Below are 13,720 nucleotides of genomic sequence, written 5' to 3' on the forward strand. Positions count from 1 at the left end.
GCTAATTTATATTCTAGGGATCTAGTATCGAAAAACATAGCTAGAGGCAAGATGGTAACCACCTTTAAAATGCCCCTCCTAGTGTTTAGTCAAAAAAATACTTAAACAAATTAGCCATTCCAGATTCTTTTTTCTTTGTTTTTGTTGTTGTTTCATCCGTTTTTGTTGATTTTTTTGTACGTTTTGGTTTAGGTTCATCCTGATTTACTACTACAGACGGATATAGTTCTTTTCCTTGTATTTTCGCATTACGATAGGCAAATTGCAAGATTCCTACTCCAGCAGTAAACTGTGGCTCTCTTACACCTATGTAATCAGGGATAGCCATACGTACATTTGACTGGAAAATATCTTGTGCAAGTTCTAGAACACCTGGCATCTTCATTGTACCACCTGTCAGCACATAACCTCCAGGTAATTGTTGGTATCCCATACGTCTGATTTCGCGTTCTGCATAAGCATATATCTCTGCCAATCTTGCTTCTATTATATCAGCAATTTGCAACTGGTTATGGGTTTGTGTATTATTACTGCCAATAATAGATGCCTCAAACGTTTCTTCTTCTTTTGCATCATCAAAAAAAGCATGTCCATAATTTAATTTAATATCTTCCGCTTCTTCCGTCGAAGTTCTTAACCCAATGGATAAATCCTTGGTAATGTTGTCACCGCCAAGTGGAACTACACTGGTAGATACCAAGTGTTCATTTTCAAATATCGAAACTGTCGAACAGCCTCCACCAACATCAATAAGTGTAACACCAAGGTTTTTCTCATCTTTTGATAAAGCTACCGTTCCAGCCGATAGTGGTTGTAAACAAATATCTGAAACCTGTAAATTAGCACGTTCCACACATTTTAAAATATTATGTAAAACTGTTTTGGAACAAGTAATAATTGTTCCCTCCATTTCCAGTCTTACGCCAATCATTCCTCTTGGATCTGTTATCTCATCTAAACCATCGACAACGAATTGTTTAGGAATAACATCGATTATCTCGCGTTCTGGTGGAATTGAAATAACTTGAGCACCATCGATTACGCGTGAGATATCCTCATCACCAATCTCCCGGTTTTCACTTTGAACTGCTACAACTCCATGACATGGCTGCAATTGTATGTGATTCCCGTTAATACCTACAACTACACTATCAATTTGCATTCCAACCATTCGTTCCGCTTGTTCAACGGCATTTCGTATGGAATTTACGGTTTGATCAATATCAACTATTGCACCTTTTTTCATGCCATTCGATTTTGCTGTACCAACCCCAATGATATTAAGGGAGTCATTTAATACTTCTCCAATTATTACTTTGATTTTTGATGTACCTATGTCAAGACTCACTAGTACTTCACTGTTGTTCAAAGAAAGGCACCTCCTGATTCAGAAGCATCTGATTCAATCATTTTTTCATCAGATGATTTCTCTTATTCCATTTTCTATTATTTGCAGTTAAGAATTTATAACTACTATTTCTTACTGCATAAATGCAACTATCGCTCTTACCATTAAAGCATACACTCCACAGCATAAGGGGGCTAAGAAAAGCAAAGTACGCTTTCATAAGAAATCCCTTTAACGGTAAGCCAAATTTCTAATTACACTATAATCTACTATTTTAAAGGAATATAACTAAAAAGAAAATATATATTAGTTAATTCAACAAAAAAGCTACTAAATCCTTCTATTTTATCGAGTTTTTATACTATTTTTTTCCAACTACCTTTCAATCAAATAAAAGTTTCAAACAATTGAGGTTCTTTATTGCTAAGCATTTTTGTAGCCACTCCATAGAATTCGTTAAAGATATTGAAAATGTGACTTTCTTGTTAAGAAGTTTTAGTCACTATTTTAATTAATTAACCCTCAGTTTCATTCTGGATTTCCTCATCTTCTGTTTCATCGTTAAACGATTCAAAATATGCACCTACACCGATATGAATAATCCCTTTACTTTCTGGTTTTAGCTGGGAAACGATCGATGGATATACATCCATCTTATCTGCAAAATTCCTAATTGTTCCATCAACCACATAGCCATCATTCATATAAAGCAAGATCTTATTTTGGTTATCGTCACTTGGTTTCCAATGTATTTCTGAGATTAAATTTAATATGCTCTCAGGTAGTTTTTTCAATTCCGCAGTCATACTATCCAAATATGCCTCTTCACTAAAGCCAAGAATTAATGGTGCATCCCCGTTAGCTAATTTCTGCTTCATTTCAGTTAAAACCCTACCATTACCCAATATTGGGTAAAAACTGCCTTCTCTTTTAATATAGCCAACCTGATCGTACTCTTTTAGTTGAATTTCAATTGTCCAAGGTAGCTGTCGATTCACCTCTACGGATTTCACTACCGGGTTTTCACTAATTGCTTGTACTACTTTTGCTTCATTAATCATCCATATATTCGTATCTTTGGAGATATTGCTTTGTTGAATAACTTCCTGATCATCAGCAAATGAATTTCCTGATACTTCAATTGTTTTCACATGACTTAATGGTGATTGAAGGTATACAATTATGGAGATTAAAAAGAAAAAAATAGAAAGATAAAATATGAGACGGCGGTTTGCCTTCTTTTTACGTTCCTGTTTCAACATTGGAATGCGATCCTCAATTGAAACTACATTCTTTTTTTTCCCCATTTCTATTTCTTCCTTTGTCAGAAAATTTTAATTAATTGAAAAGAGCGAAACGGCACTATAAAATGCCGTTTCTCTTTTGTTACATGAATTATATCACATAATAGATTTAAATATGTAGTAAACATTACCTAGATTGAAGTGTTTTCTAACAAAAATTATTATAGTTTGGAATATTTGCTAATATTTAGCAAAATACCAACAGAACAGAGCGTTAACGTTAATGATGAACCCCCATAGCTAAGAAATGGAAGTGTTATTCCTGTAACTGGGATTAATCCAATAACTACACTTATATTTATCATTACCTGTATCGTTAGCATCGAGACAATTCCAAGTGCAAGAAATCGTCCATAAGCATCTGGTGCTTCAAGTGCAACCTTTACCCCTCGCCAAAATAATAACATGAATAGTCCAATTACAAATGTACCACCTAAAAAGCCCAGTTCCTCACCTAATATTGCAAAGATAAAATCGTTTTGGGGTTCTGGTAAATAGAAATATTTTTGCAGACTCTCACCTAATCCAAGTCCCATTAATCCTCCAGGTCCGACAGCATATAGCGACTGGATTATCTGAAATCCATCCCCTAATGGATCTTCCCACGGATTTAGAAAGGCTGTTATCCGATTGATTCGATATGGCGCAGATATAATTAGTAATAAGAATCCAATAATTCCAAGAACACCCAATCCAAAAAAATGGGATAATCTGGCACCAGCACTGTAAATCATCACCATACATGTAAGTACAAGCACAACCCCCGTTCCAAGATCCGGCTGCAGCATGATTAATCCAAACGCTGTAAAAACTAACAGAAGCGATGGAAAGAAGCCCTTTCTAAAAGAAGTAATATACTTTTGCTGAACAGATAAATAAACGGATAAATATATGATTAGGCCCAACTTCATAAACTCGGAAGGTTGGACACTAAATGCCCCAACGCCAATCCAGCTTTGTGCTCCGCCACGTTCCATACCAATTCCCGGAATTAATACAGCCAACAGTAACAAAAAACACGCGAGCAATATGACTTTACTGTACTTCTTCCAAGTGCCGTATGGAACACTCATAATAAAAAACATGGCAATAAGACCTACACTACAGAAGAGAAGTTGACGTTTTACGTAATAAAATGAATCTGCATATTTGTATTCAGCCCACACAAATGAAGAACTATAAACCATAACGATTCCTATTAAAAGCAACGACAATATGACTGCCAGTAGCGTATAATCTGGTGCATACTGGTTCTTAAAAATTCTCCGTAACAAAAAAACACCCCGTTTCCAGTTTAATCGGAAGGGGCGTTTATAATTTAATTGCGTATTGAATAGAAACAAGCCCCTACATTAATGTATGCACAGCTTGTATAAACATGTCTCCTCTTTCTTCAAAAGTGCGATATTGGTCCCAGCTCGCACATGCAGGGGACAACAATATGACATCATCACGCTCAGAAATACTGTAAGCTTGTTTAACAGCCTGATCCATATCATTAGCTGTTAAAACGACTTCTATTCCAGCATCACTGGCGGTTCTTCTGAGTTTTTCTTTTGTTTCACCAAACAGAATGACTCCTTTAACGTTATTCAAATATGGTATTAGATCATCAAATTCATTTCCCCGATCAAGTCCACCGGCTAACAAGATTGTTGGTTGCTTAAATGAGGAAAGGGCCTTCTGTGAAGCAAGTATATTTGTTGCTTTCGAATCATTATAAAATAGCCGACCATCTATGTTTTCGACAAATTGAAGCCGATGTTTAACACTGGAAAAATTAATTAGAACTTCCCGTATTCCTTCATTACTTGCACCACTTAACTTTGCTGCACTTATTGCAGCCAGAATATTTTCAAGGTTGTGCGCACCTACTAATACAATATCACTTTTATCAATAATTCTTTCACTCTTAAAATAGATGCTAGTTTCGTCGACCCAAGCACCCTCATTGAGCTGTTTTTTCAAAGAGAATGGTATCTTTATTGAATTTGCTGAGAGAACTGCTTCTGATACTACTGGATCATCAGCATTATAAATTAAATAGTCATCAGCAGACTGATTGGCAAATACATTACATTTTGCTTCTTTATAATTATCAAAAGTCTTGTGATAATCAAGGTGAGCTTCAAAGATATTTAATAAAACTGCTATCTTTGGTTTGAAAGTTTTTACTCCCATCAATTGAAACGATGACAACTCCAATACCATCTTTTCATCTTTTCCTAGCGATTTTGCAACATCTGTTGCTACATATCCAATGTTTCCTGCGATTTTAGCAGACTGATTGCTTTTTACCAGCATTTCAGTTGTTAAAGTCGTAGTTGTAGTTTTTCCGTTAGATCCGGTTATACCAATAATCGAGCTTTCCACTAAATTACCGGCAATCTCAATTTCAGTGATAATTGGTATGTCTCTCTTTTTTGCCTCAACTAATATCGGGTTTTCATATGGAATCCCCGGATTCTTAACAACAATTTCAATACTATCCAAAACACAAAGAGGATGGGAACCTGTAATCACTTCTGCCCCCATCGACTTCAATTCATGAACAGCATCATCGTTTTCGTTTGCTTTTTTATCATTTACACGAACACTTTTCCCACTTTGTAATAATAGCTTGGCAGCAGCAGTGCCGCTCTTTGCTAAACCTAATACAAGTACCTGAGAATAAGGAAAATTATCTAATGCCTTCAAACTATCCACACCTCAATATATATGCCTAGAGCTGCAAAAATAAGTCCTACTAGCCAGAATGTTGTTACAACGCGCCACTCTGACCAGCCAAGTAATTCATAATGATGATGCAGTGGACTCATTTTAAATACCCTTTTACCTGTTGTCTTAAACGATATAACCTGAATAATTACCGAAAGTGTTTCAATTACGAAAACACCACCAATAATCACTAGAATTATTTCAAGTTTTGTTAAAATAGCTATCGCAGCAATGGAGCCGCCTAATGCCAGAGAACCGGTGTCACCCATAAATACTTTAGCAGGATGAGCATTAAATACTAAAAACCCTAATAAGGCTCCAACTACAGCCAGCGAGAAGATTGTCACCTCAGATTGAGGGAATCCATACCATGCTAAAATGCCAAAGGCACCAAACGCAATTGCGGCTGTTCCTGCTAGCAACCCATCCAGTCCATCAGTTAAGTTAACAGCGTTAGATGCACCTACAAGCATAAATATAATAAGTAACGCATATCCCCAGCCTAGTTCCCATTGAATTGCTGTACCTGGTATATGGATGTAAGTCGCAAAACCGTTATATTGTATAATAAAATAAAATACAAGTGCGATAACAAGTTGTCCAAGCATTTTTTGTTTGGACGTCAATCCTAGATTTCGCTTCATTGCTACTTTAATAAAGTCATCTAAAAATCCTAAAAAGCCGTAACCCACTAGCACAAAAATAAGCAGCCACAATTCATACCCAATTGAGCCTGAGCTGAATTTACTTACCATAATAATCGAAGTAGCGGTCACACTAATAACAATCATTATACCGCCCATTGTCGGTGTTCCTGTTTTTTTAATATGTGATTGCGGACCTTCATCCCTAATACTTTGACCAAACTTCAGACGCCGTAAAAACGGAATAAAAAATGGTGATAGAAGGACGGTAATTAGGAAAGCTATTGCTATTGTCATCATTAATACATATATATTCATTGTTTCTCCTCCTCTTGCAACAACCGTCCATGCTAATTATGATGGATCTGTAAGTTTTTCAACGAATAATTCAAATTGCATACCTCTTGAAGCTTTAAACAATATCAGCGTATCCTTTGTCAAATAGTCCTCCAAGGCGTTCAATAAATCTGTTTTCGATGTAAAATGGCTGCAACTTATATCTGAATTTCTTTTGTTTACAGTGGATGAAATTTCTTCTGATTCTTCACCAAACGTAAATAAAGCATCTACTGAGTTATCAATACTTTCTGCAATTGATTGATGGAACAATTTAGACTCATTTCCAAGTTCAAAAATATCCCCTAGCACAAGAACTTTTTGCTTGAATCCTTTCATTTGTTTCACAACGTTTATTGCTGCTTTCATGGAAGTAGGCGAGGCATTGTATGCATCATTTATTATAGAGGCATCATTTTTACCTTTAAGCAGTTCAAATCGCATTGATGTTCGTTCCAGCTCTGTTAATCCCTTTACTACCTTAGATTTTGGTATTTTAAGGTGCTCAGCAATTGCAATAGCGAATGCTGCGTTCAAAGCATGGTGATTACCAAGTAAAGGAACCGAATACTCATATCCATCTGAAAGCTGAAATTGTGTGTGGTTATAAGTTAACTTTATTTTCTCCACTACTACTTCATTGTCGGCATCAAATCCACATGTTATTACATTATCCCGCTTATGCATTTCCTCTAATAACGGTTCATCACCGTCAACAATAAGAAAACCGTCATGTTTCATTCCGCTAATAATTTCTAGCTTAGCTTTGGCAATATCCGCTCTTGATCCCAAGTACTCAATATGTGACTCGCCAATATTTGTTATAACTGCAATATCAGGTTTTGCTATGTTCGATAGCGTTTCTATTTCACCATATTGATTCATACCCATTTCAACGATAAGTACTTCGGTCCCAGGTTCCATTGAAAGAATCGTTAATGGCAGACCAATATGATTATTAAGATTACCTTTTGTTTGCTCTGTAATAAATGTTGTTTTTAAAACTGATGCTACAATATCCTTAGTCGTAGTCTTACCATTCGATCCCGTTATTCCAATTACAATAGGATTAATCTTATCTCGATAGAAACCAGCTAGTTCCTGAAATGCCTTTAATGTATCTTCCACAAAAAACACAGGGAAATCAGTCGGTAAAAAGCTTGGAAGCTGTTTTTCTTTTTGCCACAATGTTGCAACAGCACCTTGGTCGAATGCTTGTTTTATATAGTCATGACCGTCAAAGTTTTCACCAATTATAGGAATAAATAATGATTTATGCGTTTTTTTACGACTGTCTGTTGCTACCTCGCCAATTTCAATCCGATCAGCTGCAGCACCTTTATAATCGCCAAAAATGGATGTAAGCCATTCTGTGGTAAATAACATTATCATTTCTCCTTTATTTGAATTGCTTCTTTCGCAACTTCCCGATCATCAAAATCGTATCTTATATTACCAATTTCTTGATATGTTTCATGGCCTTTTCCGGCGATTAAAATAATATCATCCTCTTCCGCTAGACTTACTGCATGAAAAATGGCGTCACGCCTATCTTCTATTACCTCGAAATGGCTTTCTTCAATCCCTTCAATCATATCATCCAAAATAGACTTAGGATCTTCTGTACGTGGGTTATCTGATGTAAAGAAAACTTTATCAGCATATTCCAATGCAATTGATGCCATCATTGGACGTTTAGTCTTATCACGGTCTCCGCCACAACCGACGACAACGTACACTTTTTGTTTCGCAAAGCCATTAATTGTTTGTAACACATTTTCCAAAGAGTCAGGTGTATGTGCATAATCTACAATTGCAGCGAAATTCTGTTTACCATCTACTGGTTCGAACCGACCGCTAACACCTTTGATATCACTAAGTGCATCTTTAATGTTGTGCAATGGTATGTTTGCAGAAATTGCCGCTGCACTTGCCGCAAGCATGTTATAGACATTAAACATACCAATTAACTGACTATTAACTTGTATGGATCCTACTGGGGTATTCATTGTAAAGGATGTATTCGTAACTTCGAGATTAATATCAACCGCCATTACTTGTGCATCATTAACACAACCATATGTTATGACGTGCTGAGCTGTACTTCTTTTTAGCACACCATTGTTTGGATCATCCTCATTAATTACTGCATATTTCTTCTGTTCATCATTATAGGTATTCCCTAATTGGGCAAACAAAAGACTTTTTGCATGCATGTAATCCTCCATGTTTTTATGATAATCTAAATGATCTTGTGATAAGTTTGTAAACACTGCAATGTCAAACTCGCAGCCATATACGCGCCCCATATCTAACGCATGTGATGATACTTCCATAATTGCTTTATCCACGTTTACATCAGCCATCTGCCTGAAAGTCTTCTGCAAAAACAATGCATCTGGTGTTGTATTGCTAACAGGATAGGAATCCGGACCGATTTTCATTTGAATTGTTCCGATTACACCTGTTTTCAAGTCATAATGATTAAAAATGGATTCCAGCAGATAAGTTACTGTCGTTTTACCATTAGTACCAGTTACGCCGACTAATGGCAATTTTTTAGTTGGAAAGTTATAAAACTTTGCTGCTATCACTGCTAATGCTCTGGACGAATCGGCCACAAGTATTGCTGGCACTGATGTGTCTACACTCTTTTCAGCTAAAATAGCCTTTGCCCCATTATCAACAGCCTGACTTATAAAATCGTGTCCATCAACCGTAAAACCATTTATACAAATGAATAGACTACCTTCAGTAACTTTTCGGGAATCGACTTCTATATTATTGATTTCCACATTTTCAATTGAAGCAGTAGTTTCATAAAATGGTAAGACGGAAAGAATTTCTAATAATTTCATCTAAATACATCCTCGTTTTAGTAATGTCTCACATATGTATTCTAGAAAGCCTCAATTTTTAAGAGGGTACAATGACCCTCTTATTTAAAATCTTAAGCAGTTAAGAAATTATTAATACTTTCTTACTGCATAAGTACAACTAAGGATTTCGTCATTATGACCTAACGATAAGCCAAATGTTAACATTTATTATTCCTTGTTCATTATAGCAAATATTTACCGTATTCACGATTAATTTTTATCAGATAGGTAAATTCTTATCTTTTCACCTTGCTCTACTTTCGTTCCCGGACTTGGTGCCTGGTCGATAATATAATCACCAGAACCACTCGTCTCAATAGATAAATTAGTCATGTATTGGGTTAACTTGCTTTTTTTCAGTCCTACTAAATCCGGTACTTCGACTTTTGGCTGTTCTGGCCACATGTACTCTTTATCAAGTCCATCATCTCTTGGCTCTACTCCCATCGCACGCAAGCTGTCGCCAATAATAGTTCCTACAACTGGTGCAGTAACAACTCCACCAAACTGGACAGTATTTTTAGGATTATCTACTGCAACATATACAACGATTTCAGGGTCATCAGCAGGAGCAAATCCAATAAAAGATACAACATAATTGTTCTTCAAGTATCTTCCTTCAGGTCCAACTTTTTGGGCAGTCCCCGTTTTACCGCCAACACGGTAACCATCAACATAAGCTGGACGTCCGGTTCCTTGAGCCACAACACTTTCCAATGCCTGACGAATTTTTTTAGAAGTTGCTTCTGAAATAATATTTTCTTTCAGCTTTGGCTCAACTTTTCCGACTACCTTATTCGTTTGGGGATCTATCCATTCTTTTGCAATATAAGGTTCATATAATTTACCGCCATTTACTGCCGCTGCAACTGCCATCACTTGCTGAATTGGTGTTACAGAGACACCTTGTCCAAATGAAGTAGTAGCAAGTTCTACAGGACCAACATTTTCAGGTTTGAACAGTATTCCATTTCCTTCACCTTGAAGGTCAATTCCAGTTTTCTTTCCAAAGCCAAAATCCTTAATATAACTAAACAGCTTTTCTTCACCTAAATTCATCCCTAAATTAACAAAACCCGGATTGCATGAATTTTGAACAACTTCCAGATATGTTTGCTTGCCATGGCCTCCGCTCTTCCAGCAATGCAGCTCCGTTCCACTTACAGAGATATCTCCATCATCATGGAAATGGTCTTTTTCCAAATCGACGGCACCCTCTTCAAGTGCTGCTGCAAGTGTAATAATCTTGAATGTTGAACCAGGCTCATATGTGCTCCAAATTGGTAGATTCCGGTTGTAAATTTCCGAATCAACGTCCTGATAATTCTCTGGATTAAAATTAGGACGCGAAGTCATCCCTAAAACTCCACCAGTTTTGGGATTAACTGCGATAGCAAGAGCTCCGTCCGGATTATATTTTGATACAGCCAAATCAAGCTCACGTTCTATGATTGTTTGAACTTTTGAATTAATTGTTGTTTTTAAATTTAATCCATCTTCCGGTGCCTTATATTCATCGGCAATTTGTTCAAGCTTCTTTCCCTTGGCATCTGAATAGAAAGATAGACTGCCTTCTTCACCATCGAGCTTATCATTATAGTACATTTCCAACCCCATTAATCCTTGGTTATCAATACCTGCAAATCCTAATACATGCGATAAGTAATTTCCATACGGGTAGTGTCGTTTTGAATCCTTAGCAAGGTAAACACCATCTAAATTAAGCGTACGAAATGTTTTCTCCTGCTCTTCTGAAATCTTTCTTCCCTCAGGATGCACACGTGTATAGACGGACTTCCTGGTTACATATTCATACGCCTTTTCCTCTGAGATATTTAATATATTTGCTATCTTGGCGGCAGTTTCCTGGGGATTCTTAATTTGTTTTGGAACGACAATAACAGAGGGGGCAGAGACATTCTCAGCCAATATCTCACCATTTCGGTCCAATATATTACCCCGCTCAGGTTCAAAGGTAATGTCCCTGCTCCAGGACTCCGTTGCCAGGTCCATGAGTTCGTCACCAATAACAAATTGAACATATCCCAAGCGAACATCAATTATTGCAAAAAATAACAATCCAAAAAGAAAAACAGTAACTATTCTTTTTCTTACAGTCACGGCAGATACACGTTTCATTCTCCATCCCCTTTTCATAGGTAGGCTTGTATCCACTATATGAATGAAAAAAAATGAATAGAACACTGTTTATGTTAGAAAAAGCTTAGGTGCCCGCATGACGAAGTCTAATTCTTAAGACTAGAAAAGGCTTATTTTATTACTGGTCACTTGAATCTTCTGTCTGTTCTTCGGTTTGTTCTTCATTCGATTCATTATCCTCGTTTTTAGATTTAGGCGGCTTTAATTCGACTCCTAAATAATCATCCTTTTTAAGAGCAGCACCTTTTTTAATGCTTTGACTATTGACATAGCCGTTGCCTAGGATTTCTATATCTAGTTGAAGTAAATTCGCTAATTGTAATACATCTCTTGTCGACCATCCGATTATACTAGGCATTGTTGGTTTGTCAGTAATCAGCATAATACGATCATTCGGAAGCAGCTCGTCACCTTCTGCAGCACTCGCTTTTACAATCGTATCCCCTGAACCAATTACAGTTATATTTAAACCTTTAGCTTCTAAGGATTCTATCGCAGCTGCTTTACTCATACCTTTTAATTCTGGAACCTTGACAGATTGAACTGGTTTGGATTGGTCTTTGTCAGGATTAATATTCATGTAATGTAAACTATTTTGCATCACATTTTTAAATATAAATGAAACAGGTGTTGAACCAGGAGTATTGCCCTCTAATTCTGGTTTTTTAACCGAAACATACATCATTAATTCTGGGTCATCTTTGGGCGCCATACCTAAAAATGAGAAGATATAATTACCATGCCCGGTTAAGTAACCGCCTGCTTCAGATTCATATACTTGGGCTGTTCCTGTTTTACCTGCTACTGAATAATCCTCCAGTTTGTAGGGGCTACCTGTTCCAGGTTCTGATGAAACTACAGATTCCATCAGATCTAGCACTTGCTCAGATGTTTTCTCTGAAATAGGGGTTCCAACTACTTCTGGTGACTTTTTCTCTATTGTTTTTCCTGTAGTTGAATTTACTATTTTTGAAATAACATATGGCTTGAGCATCTTACCATCATTAGCAATTGCTGTCGCAGCCTTCATCTGCTGAATCGGTGTTACAGTACTAGCTTGACCAAAACCTGTAGCCATTTTATCACGTGGATAATTATACACAAGGTTTCCTGCAACTTCATGTGGCAAATCAATACCCGTCTTCTGATCAAAATCAAAAGCATTAAGGTAATCCAAGTATTTCTCTGTGCCTATTTCTTCCCAGACTAATTTTGCTGCAGCAACATTCGATGAGCGTGCAAATCCTTCATCATATGTTATTGAACCCCAGTTACTGCTCCAATCATGAATAGGAGCTATATTATCACTAATCTGGTAGCTGCTGGATTCTAACCACTGATCACCATTGTAGACTCCTTCTTGAATAGCAGAAGCCCATGTGAATATCTTCATTGTCGAACCTGGTTCAAACGGTGCAGAAATCACATCATTGTACCAATTATCCACATTTGGATTATTCGGATTATAGCTTGGACGATTACCCATAGCCAATACTTCACCTGTCTTAGGATTCATGACAACAGCGGTAATTCGCTCGGGCTTATATTCTTTATCAACTTGGGACATAACGTCTTCAAGTAATGTTTGAACTTTTTGATCAATAGTTAAATAAACATCCTCTCCATCTTCAGGCTGCTTAATAACTTCATTTGGATCTAGTAATTTCTTATTAAAATTATCACGTTGGTAAGAAATATGTCCGGCCTCTCCACTCAGCAAATCATCCATCTCATTTTCAATGCCGGTTACTCCATTGATTTTTCCATCGTTTTTACGAGCAAACCCAATAATGTTAGATGCAAACATACCATTAGGATAAAATCTAACCGCCTCTTTTTGAAAAGTAATACCTGGCAGATCCAGCTTCTCGATTTTTTCTTTTGTTTGCTGGGACAATTCTTTACCAACATTCCCGAACTCTACTTGAAATTGATCTTTATTAATACCTTTTTCCAGTCGTTCTAGTAAATATCCTTGTTCAGTATTTAATAAAGGAGCCAGCATTTCCGCAGTTTCTTCCGGATTTTTAACATGCAGTGGCTCCTCTGAATTTTGCGTATATGATTCCTCAACAATTGCTTGAATACGGAATGTAGGCCGATCATAAGCTAGTGTCATCCCGTTTTTGTCAAAGATTTTACCCCGCTCCGCATCCAGGGTGTAGGATGCAGTTCGTTTTTCCTTGGCCCATTCATCCAGTGAAACATTATTAATTTCAGCGGTAGCCTGAATGTATAAAAACCTGCCTGCTATAAGTAAAAATACACCGACAAAAATAAGAATCAGAATGCTAGACATGAAATGGGTTGTTTTATTTTTTTTCATAACAT

General features: G+C 36.8%; 9 protein-coding genes. All 9 read right to left on the reverse strand.

The annotated features are described in order from the left end of the window. Positions 1-85: 85 nt before the first annotated feature. Complete coding sequence (gene ftsA / locus J2Z82_RS17355; protein WP_209482073.1) at positions 86-1,369, reverse strand: cell division protein FtsA; 1,284 nt, start codon at positions 1,367-1,369, stop codon at positions 86-88. Positions 1,370-1,863: 494 nt separating this feature from the next. Further along, positions 1,864-2,655 (reverse strand): cell division protein FtsQ/DivIB, encoded by a 792-nt coding sequence (locus J2Z82_RS17360; protein WP_209482074.1) that lies wholly within the window; start codon positions 2,653-2,655, stop codon positions 1,864-1,866. A 158-nt stretch (positions 2,656-2,813) separates the two neighbouring features. Further along, positions 2,814-3,926 (reverse strand): stage V sporulation protein E, encoded by a 1,113-nt coding sequence (spoVE, locus tag J2Z82_RS17365; protein ID WP_245251778.1) that lies wholly within the window; start codon positions 3,924-3,926, stop codon positions 2,814-2,816. Positions 3,927-3,999: 73 nt separating this feature from the next. Next, complete coding sequence (gene murD, locus J2Z82_RS17370; protein ID WP_209482075.1) at positions 4,000-5,349, reverse strand: UDP-N-acetylmuramoyl-L-alanine--D-glutamate ligase; 1,350 nt, start codon at positions 5,347-5,349, stop codon at positions 4,000-4,002. Then, positions 5,346-6,332, reverse strand: a complete 987-nt coding sequence (gene mraY, locus J2Z82_RS17375; protein WP_209482076.1) for a phospho-N-acetylmuramoyl-pentapeptide-transferase — start codon at positions 6,330-6,332, stop codon at positions 5,346-5,348. The genes murD and mraY overlap by 4 nt, the downstream gene beginning before the upstream one ends. Positions 6,333-6,368: 36 nt before the next feature. Continuing rightward, the gene (locus J2Z82_RS17380; RefSeq protein ID WP_209482077.1) at positions 6,369-7,736 is read right to left on the reverse strand and encodes a UDP-N-acetylmuramoyl-tripeptide--D-alanyl-D-alanine ligase; all 1,368 of its coding nucleotides are present in this window, start codon (positions 7,734-7,736) and stop codon (positions 6,369-6,371) included. A gap of 2 nt (positions 7,737-7,738) precedes the next feature. Then, complete coding sequence (locus tag J2Z82_RS17385) at positions 7,739-9,208, reverse strand: UDP-N-acetylmuramoyl-L-alanyl-D-glutamate--2,6-diaminopimelate ligase (protein WP_209482078.1); 1,470 nt, start codon at positions 9,206-9,208, stop codon at positions 7,739-7,741. A gap of 231 nt (positions 9,209-9,439) precedes the next feature. Beyond that, positions 9,440-11,368, reverse strand: a complete 1,929-nt coding sequence (locus J2Z82_RS17390) for a stage V sporulation protein D (protein ID WP_209482079.1) — start codon at positions 11,366-11,368, stop codon at positions 9,440-9,442. Positions 11,369-11,507: 139 nt separating this feature from the next. Continuing rightward, the gene (locus J2Z82_RS17395; protein WP_209482080.1) at positions 11,508-13,715 is read right to left on the reverse strand and encodes a penicillin-binding protein; all 2,208 of its coding nucleotides are present in this window, start codon (positions 13,713-13,715) and stop codon (positions 11,508-11,510) included. Between the last annotated feature and the right edge of the window lie 5 nt (positions 13,716-13,720).

Source organism: Virgibacillus litoralis (assembly GCF_017873675.1).
In the GTDB taxonomy this organism is placed as follows: domain Bacteria; phylum Bacillota; class Bacilli; order Bacillales; family Amphibacillaceae; genus Lentibacillus; species Lentibacillus litoralis.

Bases quoted from the DNA above. Each gene is read 5' to 3' on its own strand.
- J2Z82_RS17360 (WP_209482074.1), bottom strand. From the start codon at position 2,655: ATGGGGAAAAAAAAGAATGTAGTTTCAATTGAGGATCGCATTCCAATG.
- mraY (WP_209482076.1), bottom strand. From the start codon at position 6,332: ATGAATATATATGTATTAATGATGACAATAGCAATAGCTTTCCTAATT.
- J2Z82_RS17380 (WP_209482077.1), bottom strand. From the start codon at position 7,736: ATGTTATTTACCACAGAATGGCTTACATCCATTTTTGGCGATTATAAA.
- J2Z82_RS17385 (WP_209482078.1), bottom strand. From the start codon at position 9,208: ATGAAATTATTAGAAATTCTTTCCGTCTTACCATTTTATGAAACTACT.
- J2Z82_RS17390 (WP_209482079.1), bottom strand. From the start codon at position 11,368: ATGAAACGTGTATCTGCCGTGACTGTAAGAAAAAGAATAGTTACTGTT.
- J2Z82_RS17395 (WP_209482080.1), bottom strand. From the start codon at position 13,715: ATGAAAAAAAATAAAACAACCCATTTCATGTCTAGCATTCTGATTCTT.